Here is a 22,658-nt window from a genome sequence, read left to right on the forward strand (position 1 = left end):
GCGGGCTCAGCGGCCGAGGGCCTGCCGCACTCCCTCGATCGGGACGCTCGAGCGCTCCCCGGACTCGCGGTCCCATACCTCGACGACGCCGTCGGCGACGCCGCGTCCGGCGATCACGATCTTCGGCACGCCGATGAGCTCGGCATCGGCGAACTTCACGCCGGGTGAGAGCTTGGGCCGGTCGTCGTAGAGCACCTCGAACCCGGCCGACTCGAGGTCGGCGACCACGCGCTCGGCGGCGTCGAACGCCGCGGCGTCCTTGCCCGTCGCGAGCACGTGCACGTCGAACGGCGCGACGGCCGCGGGCCACACGAGGCCCTTGTCGTCGTTGTGCAGTTCGGCGATGATCGCGAGGATGCGCGTGACTCCGATGCCGTACGAGCCCATCGTCACGGTCGCGAGCTTGCCGTTCTCGTCGAGCACCTTCAGGCCCAGCGCCTCGGCGTACTTGCGGCCGAGCTGGAACACGTGGCCGATCTCCATGCCGCGGGCCAGCTCGACGGGTCCCGAGCCATCCGGTGCCGGGTCGCCATCGCGCACGTTCGCGGCCTCGATCGTGCCGTCGGCCGTGAAGTCGCGGCCCGCGACGAGCCCGAACACGTGCTGCTCGTCGACGTTCGCGCCGGTGATCCACTCGGTGCCATCGACGACGCGCGGGTCGAGGAAGAAGCGGAGGCCCGTGGAGGACTCGGCGCCGAAGACGGGCCCCTCGGGCGACCAGGGCCCGATGTAGCCCTTCACGAGGCCCGGGTGCTTCGCGAAGTCGGCCTCGGTCGCCGCCTCGACCTCAGCGGGAGCGAACGCCACCTCGACGCGCTTGGCGTCGATCTCGCGGTCGCCGGGAATGCCGACGACGACGACCTCGCGCGTGTGGTCGGGGTGCGTGAGCGCGAGCACCACGTTCTTCAGCGTGTCCGCGGCGGTCCAGTCGCGGCCGTCGGGGCGCGGGTACTCGAGGTTCGCGAGGTCGACGAGCGTGGCGATCGTCGGCGTGTTGGGCGAATCGAGCACCTCGGGTGCCGGCAGTCCGTCGAACGGGATGGGCTCGGGCGCGACGGTCGTGAACGCCTCCACGTTCGCCGCATAGCCGCCGGCCGAACGGACGAACGTGTCCTCGCCCACCGGGGTGGGGTGCAGGAACTCCTCGGACTTCGAGCCGCCCATCGCACCGGCATCGGCCTGCACGATCACGTAGTCGAGTCCGAGCCGCTCGAAGATGCGCTCGTACGCCTCGCGCTGCGCCTGGTAGCTGGCGTCGAGTCCGTCGTCGGTGACGTCGAACGAGTACGCGTCCTTCATCGTGAACTCGCGCCCACGCAGCAGGCCGGCACGCGGCCGCGCCTCGTCGCGGTACTTGTCCTGGATCTGGTAGATCGTGAGGGGCAGCTCCTTGTACGACGAGTAGAGGTCCTTCACGAGCAGCGTGAAGACCTCCTCGTGCGTGGGTGCGAGGAGGTAGTCCGCCTCCTTGCGGTCCTTGAGGCGGAAGAGCGCGTCGCCGTACTCCGTCCAGCGCCCCGTCTGCTCGTACGGCTCGCGCGGCAGGAGCGCCGGGAAGTGCACCTCGTGCGCACCGGCGCGCTCCATCTCCTCGCGGATGACGCGCTCGATCTTCGCCTTCACGCGCAGGCCGAGCGGCAGCCAGGCGAACACGCCGGGCGCCTGGCGCCGGATGTAGCCGGCGCGGACGAGCAGCTTGTGGCTCGTGACCTCGGCGTCGGCCGGGTCTTCGCGGAGCGTGCGGAGGAAGAAGTTCGTCAGGCGAGTGGGCACCGGAGAATTCTACTGAGATGCGGATGACGCGTCCGCGCGCTCGACGGAAGCCCGCCGCGTCCGGCGGCGCGGGGAACGAGCGCGCCTAGGCTGGGGCCATGCCCCGACGCCGACCGCACGTCGCCGGCTCCGCCGCACAGGGCGAGCTCGCCGCGGCGCTCGCCGAGCTCCGGCAGCAGATGGACCTTCCCGACGGATTCCCCGACGCCGTGCTCGCCGAGGCGGAGGGCACGACATCCGCGGCACCCCCGCCCTCGGCCGATCGACGGGACCTCGGCTTCGTCACGATCGATCCGGCCGGCTCGCGCGACCTCGACCAGGCACTCCACCTGGCCCGCCGACCCGGCGGGTACACCGTCGACTACGCGATCGCCGACGTGCCGGGGTTCGTCCGTCCGGACGGCGCGATCGACATGGAGGCCCGCGAACGCGGCCAGACGCTCTACGCCGCCGACGGACGCGTGCCGTTGCATCCGCCCGTGCTCGGCGAGGACCGGGCGTCGCTCCTGCCCGGCGTCGACCGGAGCGCGTACGTGTGGTCGTTCGACCTCGACGAGGCGGGTGCGGTCGCCGCGACCCGCCTCGAGCGCGCGCTGGTCCGTTCGCGCGAACAGCTCGACTACGTCGAGGCGCAGCGCCGCGTGGACTCGGAGTCCCCGGACGGGTCGCTCGCGCTCCTCCGCGAGATCGGCGAGTTGCGCGCCGAGCAGGAGCGTGCGCGCGGCGGCGCCAGTCTCAACATCCCCGAGGAGCAGATCGTGCGCACGCCCGCGGGCGGCTACGCGTTGGAACGCCGACGCCTGCTGCCCGTCGAGGACTGGAACGCGCAACTCTCGCTGATGACCGGCATGGCCGCGGCCGAGCTCATGATCGCGGCGCGCGTGGGCATCCTCCGCACGATGCCGAAGCCCTCCGATGAGGACGTCGCGTCGTTCCGTCGCCAGGCCGAGGCCCTCGGGCGGCCGTGGCCCGATTCGATCGGCTACGGGGAATACCTGCGCGGGCTGCCCCGCGACGAACCGGCGTCGCTCGCGATCCTCCAGGCGGCAGGCGGCCTGTTCCGGGGCGCGGGCTATGCGGCGATGGACGGGACCGTGCCGAACGATCCCGTGCAGTCGGCGCTCGCGGCGCCGTACGCGCACGTCACGGCACCCCTTCGCCGTCTCGTCGACCGGTGGGGCCTCGTGGTCTGCGCGGCCGTCGCCGGCGGCCATGAGGTGCCCGGGTGGGCGCGCGCATCGCTCGCGCAGCTGCCGTCGCTCATGGGCGCCTCGTCGCAGCGGGCCGCGCAGCTCGACGCCGCTTCGATCGCACGGGTCGAGGCGGCGGTGCTCGCCGAGCGCGTCGGCGAGCGGTTCGAGGCGACGGTGCTGCAGCTGCGGAACGGATGGGCGGTCATCCAGCTCACCGACCCGGCCGTCACGGCGATGTGCGAGGCGACCGCGGCCGCACGTCCCGGCGCGGTGCTGGCGGTCGTCCTCGAGCGGGCCGACATCCGCACGGGCACGGTGGAGTTCCGGGCGGCCGCCTGAAGCTCGCCGGCGAACCCGGCGAGCCCGGCGAACGGTCAGACGTCCTCGTCGTCGTCCTCGTCGTCCTCCATGGCGAAGTGGTCGACCTCGGCCTCGGCCTCGTCGGCCGCGTCCTCGGTGCCCTCGTGGAGGGTACCCATGCCATCGGGGTATCCGGCCTCGTCGGGATACTCGAACTGCGCGCCGTCTCCGTTCATCGCGGTCCCCTCTCGCGATCGGATGCCGCGTACGCGGTCATCCCGTACGGCTCACCCTACTCGCGGACGGCTCAGGACGTGACGACCTGCGGCGCGCCGACCGGCGCATCCGCGCCCATCTCGTCGGCGATCCGGTTGGCCTCGGCGATGAGCGTCTCGACGATCTCGGATTCCGGCACCGTCTTGATGACCTCGCCCTTGACGAAGATCTGGCCCTTGCCGTTGCCGGATGCCACGCCGAGGTCGGCCTCGCGCGCCTCGCCGGGGCCGTTCACGACGCAGCCCATCACCGCGACGCGGAGCGGCACGCTCATGCCCTCGAGGCCGTCGGTCACGTCGTTCGCGAGCTTGTACACGTCGACCTGCGCGCGACCGCACGACGGGCACGAGACGATCTCGAGCTTGCGCTCGCGCAGGTTCAGCGACTGCAGGATCTGCAGGCCGACCTTGACCTCCTCGACCGGCGGGGCCGACAGCGAGACGCGGATCGTGTCGCCGATGCCCTCGCCGAGCAGGATGCCGAACGCCGTCGCCGACTTGATCGTGCCCTGGAAGGCCGGGCCCGCCTCGGTCACGCCGAGGTGGAGCGGCCAGTCGCCGCGCTCGGCGAGCATGCGGTAGGCCTTCACCATCACGATCGGGTCGTTGTGCTTGACCGAGATCTTGAAGTCGTGGAAGTCGTGCTCCTCGAAGAGGCTCGCCTCCCACACGGCCGACTCGACGAGCGCCTCGGGCGTCGCCTTGCCGTACTTCTCGAGCAGGCGCGGGTCGAGCGATCCGGCATTCACGCCGATGCGGAGCGAGACGCCTGCGGCCTTCGCGCGCGCGGCGATCTCCCCCACGCGGTCGTCGAACTTCCGGATGTTGCCGGGATTCACGCGCACCGCGGCGCAGCCCGCGTCGATCGCGGCGAACACGTAGTTCGGCTGGAAGTGGATGTCGGCGATGACCGGGATCTGGCTCTTCTTGGCGATGATCGGCAGCGCCTCGGCGTCGTCGCGGCTCGGCACCGCGACGCGGACGATGTCGCAGCCCGATGCCGTCAGCTCGGCGATCTGCTGGAGGGTCGCATTGATGTTGGGCGTGGGGGTCGTGGTCATCGACTGCACGCTGACGGGGGCGTCACCGCCGACGAGCACCTTGCCCACTTTGATCTGACGGGACTTCCGGCGGGGAGCCAGGACTTCCGGCACCTTGGGCATTCCGAGATTCACTGCAGGCACCGTGCAAGTCTACGGCCGGGCCGCTGGGCGGCTCCTCCATCGAACGGATGGCTCGTCAGCCGTGGCGCGAATCCTCCTCGGCGGCCTCGCGCGCCGCCTCGCCGGCGTGCGCCTCGCGGATCTTCCGACCGAGCTCGATGTCCTCCTTCTCCTTCTCCTCGGCCTTGTCGATCTTGCGGGTGTCGCGCGGTGGAAGCTGGATCCGCTCCTCGGCCGGGATGCCCGCTTCGAGCTCGCGACCGCGCTCGAGCTCGGCGTCGAACTCGGCGCCGAAGAGCAGCGCGTTGTTCGCGATCCAGAGCCAGAGCAGGAAGACGATCGCACCGGCGAGCGAGCCGTACGTGCGGTCGTAGTTCGAGAAGTTCGCCACGTAGAGCGCGAACCCAGCCGACGCGATGACGAGCACGAGGATCGCCACCAGCGCGCCGAGGCTGATCCAGCGGAACTTCGGCTGCTTGGCGTTGGGGGTCGCGTGGTATAGCAGCGCGATGAGGACGATCACGATGATCGCCAGGAGCGGCCACTTCGCGATCTCCCACACGACGCGGACGGCCTCGCCCAGTCCGAGCGCCTCGCCGATCGCATCCGTGATCGGCCCGGACACCACCAGGATGACGGCGACGATGGCGACGGCCACGACGGCGGCGACCGTGACGCCGAGCTGCACGGGTCGCAGCTTCCAGAACGGCCGACCCTCCTCGATCTCGTAGATGCGGTTCATGGCGCGACCGAACGCGCCGACGTAGCCGGACGCCGACCACAGCGCGATGACGAGGCCCGTGACGAAGCCGAGGCCCGCCGCCGGGGAGTCGGCGAACCGCTGCAGCGGCTCGCTCAGCACCTGGAGCACCTCGGGCGGCGCGATGCCCTCGAGCACCCCGAGCAGCGCGTCGATCGCCTTCCCGCCCTGGCCGACGAGCGCGAGCAGGGAGGTCAGGGCGAGCAGGCCCGGGAAGATCGCCAGCACGCCGTAGTACGTGAGGGCGGCCGCGCTGTCCTGGCATTCGTCGTCGACGAACTCGCGGAACGTCTTGCGGAGGATGTACTTCCACGACCGCTTCGAGACCTCGGGCGGCGTGTCGGGCTTGCGCGGATCCTCCGGGTCGGGAGCGACGCGGTCGTCGTGGACGGCGCGATCGGTCATGATGCCTCCTCGGCACCCGCCCCCCGGTCGTCTTTCCATCATGCGAACCGTCACCGACGGCCGGGAGGGACTGGCGTCAGCGCCGCATGGCGCCTATCCTGCGTCGGCGTGCGTGCCGGCGCCCGCGCGAATCACGACGAGAAGGGGCTGGGTCGGACCTCCGGCGTCCCGGCCGCAGTATCCTGTGAATGAGGGAAGGCGGCGCCGAGGGGCCGGCCGGCCAGCGGCGGAATGGCGCGCATGGTGCGGGAGTCTGCGGAGGCAGTGGTGGTGTTCGACGCCGGCGCGCCGCCGGGTGCGATATTGCAGCAGGTGCGCCAGCACGCCGTCGTGCTCCAATGGCTTCCGCCCCGGATCGCGATCGTCCGCCTGCGGGCCGGGCTCCCACCCGCCCGGACCGTGGCCGGGACCAGTTGGTACGACGGCGCCGTACCCGCGTCCGTGGATCTCGCGCCCACGGAGCGGCTCTTCGTCGACGCCTGGCTGTCCCGGCGCGAGACCAAGGACCGGCCCGCGGATGGCCTGCACTGGGACGCTCCCGGCAAGGAACCCCCCGACTGGCCCGACGAAGCAGCGCATCACCCGTGACATCCGAACGCCGGCGAACCCTCATTCCCGGATCGGTCCGATGCGTCCGAGTGTCCTGAGTTCCCGCACTCCCGTGACGCCGCGGTGACGCATCCGGGTGCAGGCTTCGTGCTGTCCTTTGGGTGAGGAGAGAGCGATGGCCGGCGATCTGGACGTCATGGAACTCGCGGTCCTGGATGACTTCCCCGGACTGCGGAGTGGGGCGGATCCGACGCCGCCGATCCACCAATACGGGCGTGTCCGGATCTCCGCAGTGCCCGAGGGAACCGAGCTTCCGGAGGACGCACTCGCTCCGGACGCGGTCCCGTCGGACCTGACCGAGACTGAGCGGCTCGGCCTGGCAGCCCTGGAGCTGCGAGGCTCCGAGGACTTCCGTGCCGCGAAGCAGAACCGGCCGCGGCAGGGCGAGGAATGGGACATGGGCGGCGGGTGCACCGACATCGTGCCGATGGGCCTCGAGGAGGCGGACGCCCGGGCCTCGGCCTTCGCTGCCGCCCCCACCAGCAGCTACCTCGAGGGGACGGTGGCAGTGGGAATCGTCATCGTCCAAGGCCCGACGGCGGCGCTCAGGTTCTCCGACGCCGAGGTCCTGAAGGTGGTGGCCGAGGTCCAGAACGGGCTGGGGTACTTCGCCACGAACAACCCGATCGCCGGCATCACGTTCGCCTACGACATCCAGAACGTCACGCTCGCCACCCCGGCGGATCCCGCCGACCCGGACTTGGAGGGCCTCTGGCGGAACCCGGCTATGGGAGCGATCGGCTACAGCGCCGATTGGAACGGCGTGGTGACCTACGTGGAGGACCTTCGCACCCGCTTCGGCACGCGGTGGACCTACTGCGGCTTCTTCACCAAGTACCCGCTGGGGCATTTCGCCTACGCCTCCATCGGCGGACCGCGGGTCGTCATGGACTACAACAACGACGGCTGGGGTCCGGACAACATCGACCGGGTCTTCGCCCACGAGACCGGACACATCTTCGGTTGCCCGGACGAATACGCCGTCAGCGGCTGCAACTGCGGCGGCAGCTGGGGACGCTACGGAACGGTCAACGGCAACTGCGAGAACTGCTCCGCCGGGGGCGGCGTCGCCTGCCTGATGAAGGGCAACACCTTCACGCTCTGCGGCTACACCCCGGCGCACCTCGGTTGGTCCCCGCAGCTCCTGGTCCGCAACTACGGCGCGACCGCAGGGGGCTGGCAGGTGGGACGCCATCCGCGCCTCCTGGCGGACACGACCGCGGACGGCCGGGCGGACATCGTGGGGTTCGGCGATGCAGGCGTGTACGTTTCCCGCGCGCAATCGGACGGCCGCTTCGAAGTACCCCATCTCGCGGTGAACGACTTCGGCTACGTCGCCGGCGGTTGGAGGGTGGAGCGGCATCCGCGGTTCCTGGCCGACACGACCGGCGACGGCCGGGCCGACATCGTGGGGTTCGGCGACGCGGGCGTGTACGTGTCCCGGGCGCAGCCGGACGGGACGTTCGATGCGCTCCGCCGCGTCGTCGACAACTTCGCGTACGTGGCGGGCGGCTGGCGGGTGGAGAGCCATCCGCGATTCCTGGCCGACACGACGGGCGACGGCCGGGCCGACATCGTGGGGTTCGGCAACGCCGGGGTGTACGTGTCACGGGCACAGGCGAACGGCGGCTACGACGCGCTGAGGCTGGTGGTGGCCGACTTCGGTTACGACGCCGGCGGTTGGCGGGTGGATCGACACCCCCGGTTCCTGGCGGACACCACAGGCGATGGGCGGGCCGACATCGTCGGCTTCGGCGACGCCGGCGTGTACATCTGCCGGGCGCAGTCCGACGGAAGCTACGAGGCCCTGCGCCGGGTGGTGGACGACTTCGGCTACGTGGCGGGGGGCTGGCGCGTCGAGAGGCACCCGCGATTCGTCGTCGACCTCACGGGCGACGGCCGGGCGGACATCCTGGGCTTCGGGGACGCCGGCGTGTACGTGTCGCTCGCCCGGGCGGACGGCAGCTACGGCCCGATGACCCTGGCGTTGGCCGACTTCGGCTACGTCGGTGGCGGATGGAGGGTGGAGCGGCATCCGCGGTTCCTCGCCGACACCACGGGCGACGGCCTGCCGGACATCGTGGGGTTCGGCGATGCCGGCGTCTACGTCTCCAGGAACCTGGGCGGCGGCGCGTTCGAGTCCGCCGGCCTGGTCGACGTCCATTTCGGATATGCGAACACGGCCGGCGGCTGGCGGGTCGAGCGGCATCCGAGGTTCATGGCCGACGTGACCGGAGGCGGCAGGGCCGACATCGTCGGCTTCGGCGAAGCAGGCGTGTACGTGGCCCGGGCCTAGCACCCGCCCGGGCATGGATGCGGGGTACGCCGTCCGGCGCACCCCGCATCACGAAACGATATCGATCAGCGCTCCACGACCGATATCCCGACCTGTTCGAGGAGCGCGGCGCGGAACTCGTCGGGCCGCTCGAGGTGCGGCGAGTGCCCGCAGCCCTCGAGGCGGAGCTCGCGGTAGGTGCCGCCCTCGGCCGCGTAGCGGTCGAGCACCGCGCGGGTCTGCGCGATCATCGGCTGCGGCGGTGCGACGTCCTCGCCCGGCCATCCGGGGATGATGCCGGCCTTGCCGAGCATGTTGAGGTCGAAGTACGAGGCGTCGCCGACGATCGCGTCGAGCTCGCCGTGGATCCACGTGATGGGTGGCTTCGAGGACAGGTCGACGATGCCGCTGACGTCGAAGTTGATGGGCGCCATGGTGTTGAGCACGCCGCTGCGGCCGGCGGCGAAGCCGGGCCATGACTTCGACGCCACCGAGTCGCCCGGGTAGTTTCCCGGTCCGGTCGCGGTCGTGAGCATCGACTCCACCCAGAGGTCCTCGTACTCCGACGTGAAGCCGGGCGCCACGTAGCTCGAGCGGTACACCGCCCGCGGCGACGTGCCCTCGTCCTCGCTGCGATCGCCCGAGGCGAGGCGGGCCACGAACTCGGGGTTCGCTCCCCCGCCGCCCGTGCCCGCGGCATCCGGCGTGAGCGGCGACCCATCCAGCCGGGTGCCGCCGAAGCCGTACGGGGAGACCGGCGACTCGAGCGTCAGGCTCGCCACGAGGTCGGGGCGATCGAGGAGGAGCTGCATGACGACGCCGGCCCCCATGCTCCAGCCGACGAGGTGCACCGCGCCGAGGCCGAGTTCGTCGAGCACCGAGGCGACGTCGTCGCTGAAGTCGCGCAGGCCGCGCGTCGCGTCGACCGGCAGCGTCTCGCTGCCGCCGAAGCCGCGCAGGTCCACGGCGAGCGCACGCACGCTGGCCGGCAGCGACGACATCAACGGGAGGAAGAACAGCGAGCTCGACACGTTGCCGTGCACGAACACGATGGTCGCGTCGGGCGCGGCGGCGTCATCCGCGGGACGCTCGAAGACCTGGGCGGACAGCCGCGAGGTCGTCACGAGTCGCGACGAGACCGACGGGAACGCGGTGCGGATGTCGGTCACGCGAGCACCTCGACGGCACTGGTGTCGAGCTTCGGCTGCGTCTTCTCGACGACCTCGTCGACCGTGACGCCGGGCGCGACCTCGACGAGCTTCAACCCGTCGGGCGTCACGTCGATCACGGCGAGGTCGGTGATGATGCGGTCGACGACGCCCTTGCCGGTGAGCGGCAGCGAGCACGAGTCGACGATCTTCGGCGAGCCGTCCTTCGCGACGTGCTCCATGAGCACGATGCGGCGGCGCGCGCCGTGCACGAGGTCCATCGCACCGCCGGGACCCTTGACCATCTTGCCGGGGATCATCCAGTTGGCGAGGTCGCCGTGCTCCGACACCTGCATGGCGCCGAGGATGGCGGCGTCGACCTTGCCCCCGCGGATCATGCCGAAGCTCGTGGCGGAGTCGAAGTACGCGGCCCCGGGCAGCACCGTCACCGTCTCCTTGCCGGCGTTGATCAAGTCGGGATCGACCTCGGCCTCGGTGGGGTACGGCCCGACGCCGAGGATGCCGTTCTCGGACTGCAGCACGACCGTGACACCCTCGGGCACGTAGTTCGGCACGAGGGTGGGCAGGCCGATGCCGAGGTTGACGTACGAGCCGTCGGCGAGCTCCTTCGCGGCACGCGCCGCCATCTCCAGTCGGGTGAGCGCCATGGTCAGTTCCCCTCTCGCACGGTGCGCCGTTCGATGCGCTTCTCGATTCCGGTGCCGACCTCGACGATGCGGTCGACGAAGATGCCGGGCAGGTGCACGGCGTCGGGGTCGAGCACGCCGGGCTCGACGAGCTCCTCCACCTGGGCGATGCAGACCCGTCCCGCCATCGCGGCGAGCGGCGAGAAGTTGCGCGCCGACTTGTCGAAGACAAGGTTGCCGTGCCGGTCGCCCTTCAGCGCGTGCACGAGCGCGAAGTCGGTCGTGATGGCCTCCTCGAGCACGAACTCGTGTTCCTCGCCGCGCACCGTGAAGGTCTGCACCGGCTTGGGGGCGCTCGCGACCGCGATCGATCCGTCAGCGCCGTACCGCTGCGGCAGCCCGCCCTCGGCCACCTGCGTGCCCACGCCCGTCTGCGTGAAGAACGCGGCGATACCCGCTCCACCGGCGCGCAGCTTCTCGGCGAGCGTGCCCTGCGGGGTCAGCTCGAGCTCGAGCTCGCCCGAGAGGTACTGGCGCTCGAACTCCTTGTTCTCGCCGACGTACGACGAGGTCATCTTGCGGATGCGCCCGGCGGCGAGCAGCACGCCCAGACCCCAGTCGTCGACGCCGCAGTTGTTCGACACGACCGAGAGGTCGCCGACCCCGCGCTCGAGCAGCGCGTCGATCAGCACCATGGGGATGCCGCAGAGGCCGAACCCGCCGACGGCGAGCGACGCGCCGTCGGGGATGTCGGCCACCGCCCCGGCGGGAGTGGCGACGGTCTTGTCCAGTGTCATCGTGTGACCTCCTTGTCAGCGACTGCGTGCTCGTCGGCGAATCGTGGCGCCACGACCGCGGCGACCTGCGCCGCCCCGGCCGCCGTCATGACGATCGTGTAGTGGTTGAGCTCCGCGACCTCGGTGACGCGGAGCGCCGGCATCCGTTCTGCGAGTGCCGCCACCCGTTCGCGAGGGTACAGGGCCTCGGGCTGGTCGAGCAGCCCCCGCTCGGCGCGGAGGAAGTCGACCGGAGCGGGCAGCGAGGCGAGATCCTCGGCGTACCCGTCGCTGCCGTCCAGCTCGAGGACGTTCTGGGCGACGGCCTCCGCGATCGAGGACGAGCGCAGCTCGGGCGGTGTGCCGACGAGATCGTAGGCGACGTAGTCGGCGAGGTGATCGTCCCACGCGGGGCCGATCGCCGGGTGCGCCTTCCAGAAGTCGACGTAGGCCGACGGATCGGCGAACCGCATCTCGAGGCGCGCGAGTGCAGGCCCGAGCACCGCCGCCGCGACCTCGTCGGGCGCGAGCCCCTCGGGGTGCGGGAGCGGCAGGCCGCCGTCGACGAGCACGACCCCGGCGGCGCGGTCGGGGTGGGCCGCCGCGAGCCGGACCGTGACGAACGCGCCCATCGAGTGACCGAGCACCACGGCCCGGTCGATGCCGAGCGCGTCGAGCAGGCGGACCTGGTCATCGGCGTGGTCGCGCAGCGACCACGGGCCGGGCAGCCCGTTCGAGCGTCCGCGACCGCGCAGGTCGGGTGCGACGATGCGCCGTTCGGGCAGCGCATCGGCGACGTGGTGCCAGGCCCGGTGGGTCGCGGTGATGCCGTGCAGGGCGAGGATCGGCGTGCCCGCGGCATCCGCCCGCCATTGGCCACCGGCCAGGTCGCCGCCGCGAACAGGCACGGTGAACGGCGCGGGATCGCGCATCGGGTCGTGGGTCATCGGGCGCTCCATCCGCCGTCCATGGTGTAGCTCGCCCCGGTGACCATGCGGGCGTCGTCGCTCGCGAGCCAGCGCACCAGGCTCGCGACCTCGCCCGGCTCGACGAGCCGCTTGATGGCCGACTCGGTCAGCATGACCTTCTCCACGACGTCCTCCTCGGGGATGCCGTGCACCTTCGCCTGGTCGGCGATCTGCTTCTCGACGAGCGGCGTGCGCACGTACCCGGGGTTGACGCAGTTCGAGGTCACCCCGTGCGGTCCGCCCTCGAGCGCCGTGACCTTCGAGAGTCCCTCGAGGCCGTGCTTGGCCGACACGTACGCCGACTTGTACGGCGAAGCCCGCAGGCCGTGCACGCTCGAGACGTTGATCACCCGGCCGAAGCCGCGTTCGTACATGCCGGGCAGTGCGGCCCGGATGAGCAGGAAGGGCGCCTCGAGCATCACGCGCAGCAGCAGCGAGAATCGCGCCGGCTCGAACTCCTCGATGGGGCGCACGTGCTGCAGCCCGGCGTTGTTGACGAGGATGTCGGCTTCGAGCGACAGGTCGGCGAGCGCCGCGGTGTCGCCGAGGTCGACCGTCCACGCCTCGCCGCCGATGCGCTGGGCGACGGATGCCGCGGCCTCTCCGTCGAGGTCGGCGATCGTCACGTGCGCGCCGGCGACGGCGAGCGCCTCGGCGCACGCGAGCCCGATCCCGCTCGCGCCGCCGGTCACGATCGCCCGGCGCCCGGCCAGGCCGCCCGGCCCCGTCGATCCGGTCAGTCCCGTCATGAATCCTCCTCATCGCTGCGACGCGCGCCCCTCCCCAGGGCGCCGCCGATGAACCGCATCATCTCGTCGAGCACGTGGTCGGGCACCGCGCTGGTGCCCGAGGCGAGCGGGTCGGCCGCGTCGCCGGCCCCGTTCGCGCCGTCGCCCCAGAGCACCCACCGCATGCCGATCATCTCGCCGATGCCCATGAGCGCCCATGCGGCGACGGTCGGGTCGATATCGCCGATCTCGTCGTCGAGCTGCGCCAGTCGGAGCCCGTCGATGTAGCCCTCGACGATGCGCGTGTAGTGCAGGCGCAGCGCCTCGGGCGACACGAACTCGGCCTCGCGCACGATCCGGTACAGCGCCGGATGCTCGGCCGTGAAGCGGAAGAACGCGGCGAAGCCGGCGCGTTCGGCGTCGAGGCGCGTCGTCGCTCCGGCCGCGCCCTCGCTCATGGCGTGGCGGACGCGGTGGTTGAGGTCCTCGACGAGTTCCTCGAAGAGCTCGAGCTTGGAGTCGAAGTACAGGTAGAACGTGCCCTGGCCGACGCCGGCGCGGTCGGTGATGCGCGAGACGGATGCCTCGGTGTAGCCGTGCTCGGAGAACACGTGCTCGGCGGCCTCGAGCAGCCGGCGTCGGGTCTTCTCGCCTCGGGCGGTGCGCGGTGCCGCGCTCATGCGTCGATCCCCTCGGGCCGGGCCGCCTCGTCGAGCCGCGCGGCACGTTCGGCGAGGACCCGCCGCAGCGTCTTGGTCGCGGCGCCGCGCGGGATCTCGTCGATGAAGTGGATGTCGCGCGGCACCTTGTAGCCGGCGAGCGAGCCGCGTGCGAACTCCGTCAGCTCCGCGCCATCCGTGATCGCACCGGGCCGCAGCACCACCCAGGCCGAGCCCGCCTCGCCCCAGCGGTCGTCGGGCACGCCGACGACCGCGACATCGGCGACCGCGGGGTGCGCGATGAGCACCGACTCGACCTCGGCCGGCGAGACCCCCTCGCCCCCGGAGATGTAGACGTCGGTGAGCCGGTCGACGACGGTGAAGTAGCCGTCGGCGTCGCGGCGGACGAGGTCGCCGGTGTGCAGCCATCCGCCGCTGAGCGCGGCCGCCGTCGCCTCGGGGTCGCGGAAGTATCCCGCGAACACGCCGGGACCCGAGACCAGCAGCTCGCCCTCGGCGGGGCCGTCGAGGAGCTCGCCGGTGGCCGGGTCGGCGACGGCGACGTCGACGTGCGCGTACGGCAGGCCCGCCGACCCCACGCGCGACGTGGCCTCGCGGTCGGGCAGGCACAGCACGTTGGGCGAGGCCTCGGTGAGCCCGTAGCCCTGGGTGAGCGCGACGCCGCGCGCATGCCACAGGCGCAGCAGCGCGGGCGGCATGGGCGCGCCGCCGACGACCGCCTGCCCGAGGCTCGACAGGTCGGCACGCGAGAAGTCGGGGTGCTGCGCCAGGAACAGGTAGTTCGCGGGCACGCCCATCATGGTCGTGATCCGTCGCTCGGCGATGAGGTGCAGCACGCGGCCGGGGTCGAACGTGCGCTCGAGCACCACCGTCGCACCCGCCCACCAGCCCAGCAGCGGCTGGATGTTCCAGCCCCCCACGTGGAACTGCGGCATGACCGCGAGCACCACGTCGTGCTCGGCGATCGGGATGGTCTTCGACAGCGACAGGTTCGTCCAGAAGCAGTTCGCGTGCGTGAGCACCGCGCCCTTGGGCCGCGAGGTCGTGCCCGACGTGAAGACGATGAGCAGGGCGTCGTCGTCGCGCACGTCGCGCCGTGTCACGGTCGCATCGGTGCGCAGCGCCGGATGCGGCACGTGCTGCTCGACCCCGTGCGCGCCGAGCGGGGCGACCGGGATGCGCCGCGCGAGGCGGTCGCGGGCGGCCCGGGCGACCGACGCGAACTCGTCCTCGACGAGCAGCAGCGCGGGCTCGGCGATCTCGAGCTGCTCGGCGAGCTCGCGCGGCGAGAGCCGCCACGACAGCGGGACGAGCACCAGGCCGGCCTTGGCGCACGCGAAGAACAGCACGACCTGGTCGGCGCTGTTGCCCGTGATCGTCGCCACGCGGTCGCCGATCGCGTAGCCGGCGGCGCGGAACGACTCGGCGAGCCGGGCGGCCCGCTCGTCGAGCTCGCGGTACGTGACGACGACGCCGCGGTCGTCGATTGCGACCGCGTCCGGAGCCGTGCGCGCGCGGTCGGCGGTCCACCGCCCCAGCGTGCTGGGTCCGTCAGGCATCGACGGCCTCCTCCGGCTCCACCGGATGCTGCTTCCGCCCGGTGGCGATGCGGCCGGGGAGCCCGGCGATGCCCCCGGGGAGGAACAGCACCACGAGCACGAACAGCGTGCCCAGGATGAACAGCGGCTCGGACAGCGGAACGCGGAGCACGTCGGGCAGCGCGGCGATCGCGTCGGAACCGGCGAGCGCCGTGAGGCGCTGGTCGAGCAGTGTGTAGACGATACCGCCGACGATGGCGCCCCAGCGCGCACCCACACCGCCCAGCACGACGATCACGAGCAGCGTGAGCGTGAAGTCCGCGGTGGCGATGCGCGGCGCCGCGCCCGACTGCAGCAGCAGGTACCCCATCCCGGCGACCGCGGCGAGCACGGACGCGACGATGAAGACGAGCAGCTTGACGTCGTACGGCCGCTGGCCGATGACGCGTACGCGCAGCTCGTTCTCGCGGATCGCCTCGGCGACGTGGCCGGCTCGGCTCTTCTCGACCCAGAGCACGACGAGGTAGACGACGACCAGGATGCCGAGCGCCATCCAGTACAGGTTGCGCGTGTCGACGACGCCGACGAGCTCGGTCGGCACGTGCGCCGTGTCGAGCGAGAGTCCCTCGTCGCCACCCGTGGCGCTGCCCGGGTTCCGGCGGATCAGGACCGACCCGGCCTGCGCGAAGGCGAGCGTGACCATCGCGAACGAGATCCCGGTGACCCGCAGGGCGAGCGAGCCGACCGTGGCGGCGAGCACGAGGCCGAGCACGAGCGTGATGCCGATCGAGAGGATGAACACCACCGGACTCGGCCAGTCCGAGGGGCCGAACGCCTCGAGCGTCATGCCGAGCCCGTACGCGCCCGCGGCGAAGAAGAGCGCGTGCCCGAACGACAGCAGCCCCGCGAGTCCGAACATCATGCGGTAGCTGAGCGCCAGCGCCGCGATGAGCAGCGCGAACGCGAGCAGCTGGAGCGTGCCGGGCGTGTATGTCGGGCCGGGCAGCACGCCCGGGATGTCGATCGCGAACAGCGGCAGCACGGCGAGCACGACGACGAGCAGGATGCCGCCGACGAGCAGGCGGAGCGACTTGGCGGTCATGCGGCCTTCCCCATGAGTCCACGCGGGCGGATGAGCAGCACGGCGGCGAGGAGCACGACCACGACGAGGTCGCCGGTGCCGCCGAGGAAGAAGTTGGCGAACTGCTGCAGGACCGCCACGAGCACCGAGGCGATCGCCGCGCCCGTGAGCGACCCGAGCCCGCCGATCACGGTGACGATGAACGCGAAGATCAGGAGCACCGAGCCGAGGTGGGCCGACACGTAGCCGTAGTAGACCGAGGCGAGCACGCCGCCCAGCCCGGCCGCGGCGCCGCCGATCGCGAACACGAGGGTGAACGAGCGGCGCACGTCGATGCCGAGGGCGGTCACCATGTGCCGGTTCTCGACGCCGGCGCGGATGATGAGGCCGTACCGGGTCTTCCGCAGGAACAGCACGATGCCGCCGAGGACGAGCGCCGCGCAGGCGATGAGCAGGAAGCGGTCGTTCGGGATGCGCGCGCCGAGAATCACGGTGGTCTGCGTGAGCCACTCGGGACGGTCGGTGTAGATCGGGTCGGTGCCCCAGATGCCCTCGAACAGCGCGACCGCGGCGAGCGAGATGCCGACGGTGACGAGCGCCTGCTCGATGTGCCGTTCGTAGAGGCGGCGGATGACGAGCACCTCGGTGAGCACGGCGACCGTCGCACCGACGAGGATGCCGACGAGTGCGGAGATCAGGAGGCCCGTCCAGGTTCCGTCCGAGATCCGGCGCCCCGCCTCCCAGCCGAGGAAGGCGGCGATCGTGAGGAAGGCACCGTGCGCGAAGTTCAGCACGCCCATGAGGCCGTAGATGAGCGAGAGCCCGCTCGCCACGAGGAAGTACAGCGCGCCCAGGCCGAGGCCGGTGACGAGCAGCAGGATCACGGTGTCCATCAGGCGGCCTCCCGCTCGTCGTGCACGCCGAGGTAGCGCTGCACGCGGTCGTGGTCGTCGAGGAGCTCGTCGGCCGATCCGGTGAACACGACGCGACCCGACGAGAGCACGACGACCCGATCGGCGAGGCGACGCACCACCAGGAGGTTCTGCTCGACGAGGAGGATCGGCGTGGTGCGCGCGGCCTCGGCGAGCGCGTCGGCGACCTCGTCGACGATGCGCGGGGCGAGGCCCTTGGTGGGCTCGTCAACCAGCAGGAGCCGGTTCTCGTTCACGAGGGCGCGGGCGAGCGAGACCATCTGCTGCTGGCCGCCCGAGAGCGTGCCGGCGCGCTGCTCGAGGCGGGCCTGCAGGTCGGGGAACAGGGATGCCACGACGTCGCGTCGCGGCATCCGGTCGCGTTCGGCCAGCCGGAGGTTCTCGGCGACCGTGAGCGTGCCGAACACCTCGCGGTCCTCGGGCACGTAGGCCACGCCGCGTTGCACGATGCGGTGCGTGGGCAGGCGGTCGATGCGCTCGCCCGCGAGGCGGACCTCGCCCGATCGGTCGATGAGGCCGAGCACCGACTTGATCGTCGAGGTCTTGCCGACGCCGTTGCGGCCGAGGAGCGCGGTGACGCCCGTCGCCGGGACGTCGAAGGTGACGTCCTCGACGACCTGCTGGCCGGCGATGCGGCCGAAGAGGTTGCGGATGCTGAGGATGGGCTCGGCACCGGGCTGTTCGCCGCTCATGCGGCGCTGCCGAGGTACGCGGACTGCACGGTGGGGTTCGCCATGACGGCCTCCGGGGAATCGGCGGCGAGCAGCTCGCCGTGGTGCATGACGGCGACCCGGTCGGCGAGGCCGAGGACGACGTCCATGTGGTGCTCGACCATGAGCACGGTGCGGCCACCGCGGTGGAGCCCGCGGATCACCTCGGTGAGGGCGGGGACGTCGGCCGAGCCGACGCCCGCCATGGGCTCGTCGAGGAGGATCACGCGGGGCTCCATCGCGATGAGCATCGCGATCTCGACCTTCCGCTTCTCGCCGTGCGCGAGACCCGAGGCGGTCGCGCCCGCGCGATGGGCCATGCCGACCTCCTCGAGCGCCGCGGCCGCGCGCCGGGTGGCGGCATCCGTGCGCCGTGGGGTGCGGAACACGGATGCCGCGCGGCCCTCACGGGCCTGGGCGGCGAGCCGCACGTTCTCGAGCACGTCGAGCGCCGGGAACAGGCTCGACGTCTGGAACGTGCGACCCAGCCCTGCGGCGGCACGTCGATGCACCGGATGACGGGTGACGTCCGTGCCGCCGAGCCGGACCGCCCCCTCCGTCGGGCGGAGGACCCCCGAGGCGACGTTGAACAGCGTCGTCTTGCCGGCGCCGTTCGGGCCGATGACGCCGAGCATCTCGCCCTCGGGCACCGCGAGGGAGACGTCCTTGAGCAGGAGCGCCCCGCCGATGCGGAGGGTGACGTGCTCGAGCTCGAGCGCGACGTGGTCGGTCATGTGCAGGTCTTCCCGTCCGTGAGTGCGATCGGTGGTCGGTCGTCTGCCGGAGCTAGTCGACGACCGGCGGCGCGACGGTCTCGGCGTCGATGGTCTCGACGAGCTCGGGCTCCCACCCGGCGTCGCCCTCGACGAGCGAGACCTGGTACATCGGCTGGATGAGCGCGTGGTCCTCGGCTCGCACCGTGACCTCGCCCTTCACCGACTCGAACGACCAGCCCTCGAGCGCGTCGATCATCGACTCGACGTCGTCACCGCCCTCGCGCACGGCCTGCACGATCATCTGCGCGGCCACGAAGCCGTCGACCGAGAAGAGGTCGGGCTCGGCGCCGTTCTCCTCGAGGTGGGCGATCATCGCCTCCTCGACGTCGGTGCCGCCGGCCCCGCCGAAGTAGTGGTTGAGGAACGAGATGTTCCCCGACGCATCGCCGTACGCCTGGTACGTCGCGACGTCGCCGAGTCCCGTGACGACGGGCGCGGCGTCGAAGACGCCCTGCTGCTCCAGCGCGGTCCACATCGCGCCCGACGAGGCGCCCGCCCACGCGACGAAGATGAGGTCGGGCTGCGCCGAGACGAGCTGCTGCGCGAAGGGGGTGAACTCGGTCGCGTCCTCGGCGACGAGCACGCCCTCGACGGTCGCGCCCTGCCCGCCGAGCACGGCCTGCACGCCGGCGAGGTTGCCCTGGCCGAAGGCGGTGTCCTGCGCGAAGACGACGACCTTCTTGCCCTCGGGGTCGCCGATGAAGGTACCGGCGGTCGCGACGTCCTGGTAGGTCTGGCGACCCGAGCGGAACGTGTAGTCGTTGACGCCCGTGATCGCGTCGGTGGCGGCCGGGCCCGAGATGTAGAGGATCTCGTTCTGCGCCGCCTGCTCGGCGAGCGAGGTCGCGATGCCGGAGACCACGGTGCCGGCGAGCACCTTCGTGCCCTGGCCGATGAGGTCCTTGGCCTTGGCGACCGCGGTGTCGGGGTTGCCCTGGTCGTCCTCCCACGTGATGTCGAGCTCACGACCGTCGACCTCGCCGGTGCCCTCGGTGGCGTAGTCGAGGCCGGCCTCGAAGCCGGCGGTGTAGGCCTCGCCGTAGGCCGCGAGCGGCCCGGTCTGCGAGGTGATCATGCCGATCGCGACGGGTGCGGCGTCCGCCTCGTCGGCGTCGCCTCCCCCGCCCGCGGTGGTCGGTGCGCAACCGGCCAGCGTGATGGCCGTGGCCGCGGCGGCGACGAGCGCCGGCGCGAGGTACTTCGGTGTAACTCGCATGCTGTGAGCCTCTCTGGGTGACGTCGGTGTCCGGAGAACCTGACAGGTGGTTCAGGTCTCAGGAACGTAGACTAGAGTCGAAACCGCACGAGGCGCAAGCCCAGTCGCCGGCGCCCACGATCGTGCACAACGAGACGAAGGAGTCCCACCGAAATGAGCTTTCCCGACGTCGTCCTGGTCGCCGGAGCCCGCACCCCGTTCGGCCGGATCATGGGCAACCTCGCCGCGCGCTCGGCCGTCGAGCTCGGCACCGTGGCGATCCGCGGTGCCATCGAGAAGGCCGGCATCTCCCCCGACGACGTGGATGCGGTCATCATGGGCCAGGTGCTCCAGGCCGGCGCGGGCCAGAACCCCGCCAAGCAGTCCGCCGTCGCGGCCGGCATCCCGTGGCGCGTGCCCGCGACGACCATCAACAAGGTCTGCCTGTCCGGCCTCGTGGCGATCGCGGATGCCGCGCGGCTGATCCGCCTCGGCGAGGCGCGGGTCGTCGTGGCCGGCGGCCAGGAGTCGATGACCAACGCGCCGCACGTGCTGCCCTCGTCCCGCAAGGGCCACCTGTACGGCGGGATCGAACTCGTCGACGTCACCGCGCACGACGGCCTGACCGACGCGTTCGACCACGAGTCGATGGGCGCGTCGACCGAGCGCTTCAACGAGCGGTACGGCCTCGGCCGCGCCGAACAGGACGAGATCGCCGCGGCGTCGCACGTGCGAGCCGGAGCGGCCCAGGCCGAGGGGCTCTTCGACGCCGAGATCGTGCCCGTCGAGATCCCGCAGCGCAAGGGCGACCCGGTCGTCGTCTCGGGCGACGAGGGCGTGCGGCCCGACTCGACCGTCGAGACGCTCGGCAAGCTGCGTCCCGCCTTCGCCGAGGGCGGTGCGATCACCGCCGGCAACTCGTCGCCGATCTCCGACGGCGCGGCCGCGGTCGTGGTCGCCGACCGCGCGTGGGCCGAGGAGCGCGGGCTGCCGTGGCTGGCGCTCATCGGAGCCTCCGGCCAGGTCGCCGGGCCCGACAACTCGCTGCACTCGCAGCCGTCGAACGCCATCGCCGCGGCGCTCGAGCGCGACGGCTGGACGGCGTCCGACCTCGACCTCGTCGAGATCAACGAGGCGTTCGCCGCCGTGTCGCTGCAGTCGATGAAGGACCTCGCACTCGACCGCGAGAAGGTCAACGTCCACGGCGGCGCGATCGCGCTCGGCCACCCGATCGGCGCGTCCGGAGCGCGGCTCGCGCTGCACGCCGCGCTCGAGCTCTCCCGACGAGGCGGTGGCAAGGCGGCCGTCGCCCTCTGCGGCGGCGGCGGGCAGGGCGAGGCGCTGCTGCTCTCGCGCTAGTCGTCGCCCACCCCCGAGCGGCCGTGTCGAGGCTGGTGCAGAATTGCACCAGCCTCGGGCGGGCCGGGCGGAGAGGTGTGCGCATGAGCGAGACCACGACCCGACGTGGCGGTGCGCCATCCGTCACCGGACTCGATCACCGGCTGCGACGGATGACGGCCCGGAACCCCGACGAGCCGCACCGGACCGCCACGCCGCTGGAACTCTTCTTCGACCTCGTGTTCGTCGCGGCCTTCAGCCAGGCCGGCAACCAGACCGCCCACCTCCTCGAGCTCGGGCACTTCGCGTCCGCCACCTTCGCGTTCGTGTTCGCGGCGTTCGCGATCTCGTGGGCGTGGATCAACTACGCCTGGTTCGCGTCGGCGTACGACAACGACGACGTGTTCTTCCGCGTCGCCACCATGATGCAGATGATCGGCGTCATCGTGCTGGCGCTGGGGCTTCCCGAGACGTTCCGCTCGATCGACGAGGGCGGCGAGCTCCGGAACGGCATCGTGGTCATCGGCTACATCATCATGCGCGTCGCCGTGCTGGCGCTCTGGATCCGTGCGGCGATGCACGATCCCGAACACCGGCGCACGGCGATCGCCTACGTCGTGCTCATCTCGATCTCGCAGATCGGCTGGATCGCGCTCCTGGTGATGAACCTCCCGCTCGACCGGGTCTTCGTCCTGTGGCTCGTGCTCGTCGCGTTCGAGCTGGCCGGGCCGATCATCGCCGAGCGGATCGGCGGCCGAACGCCCTGGCACGCGCACCACATCGCAGAGCGGTACGGCCTGCTCGTCATCATCACGCTCGGCGAGATCGTGCTCGGCACGATCGTGGCGATCTCGGCGGTCGTCGAGGAGCAGGGCTGGGACCTCGAGGCCGTGCTCGTGACCGTCGGCGGCACGATGCTGGCCTTCGGACTGTGGTGGGTGTACTTCATCATGCCGTCGGCCAAGGTGCTCGCCCGGCATCGCGAACGCGGCTGGATGTGGGGCTACGGCCACATCGTGCTCTTCGGTGCGCTCGCCGCCACGGGCGCGGGCCTGCACGTCGCGGCGTACGTCATCGAGGGGGTCGCGCACATCGACGATTCGCTCGCGCTGCTCACGGTCGTCGTGCCCGTCAGCGTGTTCTCGGTGGCGCTCTTCACGCTCTACACGCTGCTGCTTCGCGAGTTCGATCCGTTCCACATCCTGCTGTTCGTCGGCAGCATCGTGCCGCTCGTGGTGGCGGCCTGGCTGGTCGCGGCCGGCGCCAGCATCGGCACCGGGATCGTGATCGCGGCCTTCTCGCCGATCGTGGTCGCGGTCGGCTACGAGACGATCGGGCACCGGCACCAGGCGGCGGCGCTCGAGCGCGCGCTCGCCTGATCCGGTGCC

The 22,658-nt window shown here is 71.5% G+C and carries 21 protein-coding genes; 5 read left to right on the forward strand and 16 right to left on the reverse strand.

The features are described from left to right. Window positions 1–6: 6 nt before the first annotated feature. Entirely contained in the window at window positions 7–1,773 is a 1,767-nt protein-coding gene (locus tag BLT99_RS08005; protein WP_172802968.1) for a proline--tRNA ligase, read from the reverse strand. A 98-nt stretch (window positions 1,774–1,871) separates the two neighbouring features. On the opposite strand from BLT99_RS08005, the gene BLT99_RS08010 reads away from it, so the two are divergent. Beyond that, on the forward strand, window positions 1,872–3,305 hold the full coding sequence (locus BLT99_RS08010; protein ID WP_092670807.1) for an RNB domain-containing ribonuclease: 1,434 nt from the start codon (window positions 1,872–1,874) through the stop codon (window positions 3,303–3,305). Between the two features lie 35 nt (window positions 3,306–3,340). Here BLT99_RS08010 and BLT99_RS17565 read toward each other — a convergent pair whose 3' ends face one another. From BLT99_RS17565 to BLT99_RS08020, 3 genes are all read right to left on the reverse strand, one after another. Further along, complete coding sequence (locus BLT99_RS17565) at window positions 3,341–3,502, reverse strand: hypothetical protein (protein WP_157674957.1); 162 nt, start codon at window positions 3,500–3,502, stop codon at window positions 3,341–3,343. Between the two features lie 71 nt (window positions 3,503–3,573). Beyond that, window positions 3,574–4,704: a flavodoxin-dependent (E)-4-hydroxy-3-methylbut-2-enyl-diphosphate synthase gene (gene ispG, locus BLT99_RS08015; protein WP_092670809.1), complete on the reverse strand. Its 1,131-nt coding sequence runs from the start codon at window positions 4,702–4,704 to the stop codon at window positions 3,574–3,576. 76 nt (window positions 4,705–4,780) lie between these two features. Further along, window positions 4,781–5,869 (reverse strand): YihY/virulence factor BrkB family protein, encoded by a 1,089-nt coding sequence (locus tag BLT99_RS08020; RefSeq protein ID WP_092670811.1) that lies wholly within the window; start codon window positions 5,867–5,869, stop codon window positions 4,781–4,783. A 267-nt stretch (window positions 5,870–6,136) separates the two neighbouring features. Here BLT99_RS08020 and BLT99_RS08025 point away from each other — a divergent pair, with 267 nt between their 5' ends. Further along, a complete protein-coding gene (locus tag BLT99_RS08025; protein ID WP_133988565.1) occupies window positions 6,137–6,457 on the forward strand; it encodes a hypothetical protein in 321 nt (106 codons plus the stop codon). 136 nt (window positions 6,458–6,593) lie between these two features. Next, window positions 6,594–8,774 carry an FG-GAP-like repeat-containing protein gene (locus tag BLT99_RS17570; RefSeq protein ID WP_157674958.1) on the forward strand — a complete coding sequence of 727 codons (2,181 nt, stop codon included), beginning with the start codon at window positions 6,594–6,596 and terminating at the stop codon, window positions 8,772–8,774. A gap of 65 nt (window positions 8,775–8,839) precedes the next feature. Here the strand turns inward: BLT99_RS17570 and BLT99_RS08035 are convergent, their stop codons facing one another. Genes BLT99_RS08035 through BLT99_RS08090 form a run of 12 tightly spaced genes read right to left on the reverse strand, consistent with a single transcriptional unit; the run spans window position 8,840 to window position 19,953 of the window. Further along, complete coding sequence (locus BLT99_RS08035; protein ID WP_229724761.1) at window positions 8,840–9,922, reverse strand: alpha/beta fold hydrolase; 1,083 nt, start codon at window positions 9,920–9,922, stop codon at window positions 8,840–8,842. Beyond that, a complete protein-coding gene (locus BLT99_RS08040) occupies window positions 9,919–10,569 on the reverse strand; it encodes a CoA transferase subunit B (protein ID WP_172802969.1) in 651 nt (216 codons plus the stop codon). The genes BLT99_RS08035 and BLT99_RS08040 overlap by 4 nt, the downstream gene beginning before the upstream one ends. A gap of 2 nt (window positions 10,570–10,571) precedes the next feature. Further along, window positions 10,572–11,345 carry a CoA transferase subunit A gene (locus BLT99_RS08045; protein WP_092670815.1) on the reverse strand — a complete coding sequence of 258 codons (774 nt, stop codon included), beginning with the start codon at window positions 11,343–11,345 and terminating at the stop codon, window positions 10,572–10,574. Then, a complete protein-coding gene (locus tag BLT99_RS08050) occupies window positions 11,342–12,271 on the reverse strand; it encodes an alpha/beta hydrolase (protein WP_229724760.1) in 930 nt (309 codons plus the stop codon). Before BLT99_RS08050 ends, BLT99_RS08045 begins: the two co-directional genes overlap by 4 nt. Then, window positions 12,268–13,041, reverse strand: a complete 774-nt coding sequence (locus BLT99_RS08055; protein ID WP_092670819.1) for a 3-hydroxybutyrate dehydrogenase — start codon at window positions 13,039–13,041, stop codon at window positions 12,268–12,270. The genes BLT99_RS08050 and BLT99_RS08055 overlap by 4 nt, the downstream gene beginning before the upstream one ends. Continuing rightward, window positions 13,038–13,700 (reverse strand): TetR/AcrR family transcriptional regulator, encoded by a 663-nt coding sequence (locus tag BLT99_RS08060; protein WP_092670821.1) that lies wholly within the window; start codon window positions 13,698–13,700, stop codon window positions 13,038–13,040. Before BLT99_RS08060 ends, BLT99_RS08055 begins: the two co-directional genes overlap by 4 nt. After that, the gene (locus BLT99_RS08065; RefSeq protein WP_092670823.1) at window positions 13,697–15,259 is read right to left on the reverse strand and encodes a class I adenylate-forming enzyme family protein; all 1,563 of its coding nucleotides are present in this window, start codon (window positions 15,257–15,259) and stop codon (window positions 13,697–13,699) included. The genes BLT99_RS08060 and BLT99_RS08065 overlap by 4 nt, the downstream gene beginning before the upstream one ends. Next, window positions 15,252–16,340 carry a branched-chain amino acid ABC transporter permease gene (locus BLT99_RS08070; protein WP_092670825.1) on the reverse strand — a complete coding sequence of 363 codons (1,089 nt, stop codon included), beginning with the start codon at window positions 16,338–16,340 and terminating at the stop codon, window positions 15,252–15,254. Before BLT99_RS08070 ends, BLT99_RS08065 begins: the two co-directional genes overlap by 8 nt. Next, window positions 16,337–17,212, reverse strand: a complete 876-nt coding sequence (locus tag BLT99_RS08075; protein ID WP_092670827.1) for a branched-chain amino acid ABC transporter permease — start codon at window positions 17,210–17,212, stop codon at window positions 16,337–16,339. The genes BLT99_RS08070 and BLT99_RS08075 overlap by 4 nt, the downstream gene beginning before the upstream one ends. Further along, a complete protein-coding gene (locus BLT99_RS08080; RefSeq protein WP_092670829.1) occupies window positions 17,212–17,943 on the reverse strand; it encodes an ABC transporter ATP-binding protein in 732 nt (243 codons plus the stop codon). Before BLT99_RS08080 ends, BLT99_RS08075 begins: the two co-directional genes overlap by 1 nt. After that, a complete protein-coding gene (locus BLT99_RS08085) occupies window positions 17,940–18,695 on the reverse strand; it encodes an ABC transporter ATP-binding protein (protein ID WP_092670831.1) in 756 nt (251 codons plus the stop codon). Before BLT99_RS08085 ends, BLT99_RS08080 begins: the two co-directional genes overlap by 4 nt. A 52-nt stretch (window positions 18,696–18,747) precedes the next feature. Beyond that, complete coding sequence (locus tag BLT99_RS08090; protein ID WP_092670833.1) at window positions 18,748–19,953, reverse strand: substrate-binding domain-containing protein; 1,206 nt, start codon at window positions 19,951–19,953, stop codon at window positions 18,748–18,750. A gap of 153 nt (window positions 19,954–20,106) precedes the next feature. Here BLT99_RS08090 and BLT99_RS08095 point away from each other — a divergent pair, with 153 nt between their 5' ends. Both BLT99_RS08095 and BLT99_RS08100 read left to right on the forward strand, forming a co-directional pair. Then, window positions 20,107–21,291 (forward strand): acetyl-CoA C-acetyltransferase, encoded by a 1,185-nt coding sequence (locus tag BLT99_RS08095; protein ID WP_092670835.1) that lies wholly within the window; start codon window positions 20,107–20,109, stop codon window positions 21,289–21,291. 83 nt (window positions 21,292–21,374) lie between these two features. Next, complete coding sequence (locus BLT99_RS08100; RefSeq protein ID WP_197675530.1) at window positions 21,375–22,649, forward strand: low temperature requirement protein A; 1,275 nt, start codon at window positions 21,375–21,377, stop codon at window positions 22,647–22,649. Window positions 22,650–22,658 lie beyond the last annotated feature (9 nt).

It is taken from the genome of Agromyces flavus (genome assembly GCF_900104685.1).
Lineage (GTDB): Bacteria > Actinomycetota > Actinomycetes > Actinomycetales > Microbacteriaceae > Agromyces > Agromyces flavus.

What these genes read in the sequence shown, in the direction of transcription:
- BLT99_RS08090 (WP_092670833.1), bottom strand. Translation starts at nt 19,953, where the DNA reads ATGCGAGTTACACCGAAGTACCTCGCGCCGGCGCTCGTCGCCGCCGCG.
- BLT99_RS17570 (WP_157674958.1), top strand. Translation starts at nt 6,594, where the DNA reads ATGGCCGGCGATCTGGACGTCATGGAACTCGCGGTCCTGGATGACTTC.
- BLT99_RS08085 (WP_092670831.1), bottom strand. Translation starts at nt 18,695, where the DNA reads ATGACCGACCACGTCGCGCTCGAGCTCGAGCACGTCACCCTCCGCATC.
- BLT99_RS08010 (WP_092670807.1), top strand. Translation starts at nt 1,872, where the DNA reads ATGCCCCGACGCCGACCGCACGTCGCCGGCTCCGCCGCACAGGGCGAG.
- ispG (WP_092670809.1), bottom strand. Translation starts at nt 4,704, where the DNA reads ATGCCCAAGGTGCCGGAAGTCCTGGCTCCCCGCCGGAAGTCCCGTCAG.
- BLT99_RS08095 (WP_092670835.1), top strand. Translation starts at nt 20,107, where the DNA reads ATGAGCTTTCCCGACGTCGTCCTGGTCGCCGGAGCCCGCACCCCGTTC.
- BLT99_RS08100 (WP_197675530.1), top strand. Translation starts at nt 21,375, where the DNA reads ATGAGCGAGACCACGACCCGACGTGGCGGTGCGCCATCCGTCACCGGA.
- BLT99_RS08060 (WP_092670821.1), bottom strand. Translation starts at nt 13,700, where the DNA reads ATGAGCGCGGCACCGCGCACCGCCCGAGGCGAGAAGACCCGACGCCGG.
- BLT99_RS08040 (WP_172802969.1), bottom strand. Translation starts at nt 10,569, where the DNA reads ATGGCGCTCACCCGACTGGAGATGGCGGCGCGTGCCGCGAAGGAGCTC.
- BLT99_RS08075 (WP_092670827.1), bottom strand. Translation starts at nt 17,212, where the DNA reads ATGGACACCGTGATCCTGCTGCTCGTCACCGGCCTCGGCCTGGGCGCG.
- BLT99_RS08020 (WP_092670811.1), bottom strand. Translation starts at nt 5,869, where the DNA reads ATGACCGATCGCGCCGTCCACGACGACCGCGTCGCTCCCGACCCGGAG.
- BLT99_RS08045 (WP_092670815.1), bottom strand. Translation starts at nt 11,345, where the DNA reads ATGACACTGGACAAGACCGTCGCCACTCCCGCCGGGGCGGTGGCCGAC.
- BLT99_RS08080 (WP_092670829.1), bottom strand. Translation starts at nt 17,943, where the DNA reads ATGAGCGGCGAACAGCCCGGTGCCGAGCCCATCCTCAGCATCCGCAAC.
- BLT99_RS08065 (WP_092670823.1), bottom strand. Translation starts at nt 15,259, where the DNA reads ATGCCTGACGGACCCAGCACGCTGGGGCGGTGGACCGCCGACCGCGCG.
- BLT99_RS08055 (WP_092670819.1), bottom strand. Translation starts at nt 13,041, where the DNA reads ATGACGGGACTGACCGGATCGACGGGGCCGGGCGGCCTGGCCGGGCGC.
- BLT99_RS08050 (WP_229724760.1), bottom strand. Translation starts at nt 12,271, where the DNA reads ATGACCCACGACCCGATGCGCGATCCCGCGCCGTTCACCGTGCCTGTT.
- BLT99_RS17565 (WP_157674957.1), bottom strand. Translation starts at nt 3,502, where the DNA reads ATGAACGGAGACGGCGCGCAGTTCGAGTATCCCGACGAGGCCGGATAC.
- BLT99_RS08070 (WP_092670825.1), bottom strand. Translation starts at nt 16,340, where the DNA reads ATGACCGCCAAGTCGCTCCGCCTGCTCGTCGGCGGCATCCTGCTCGTC.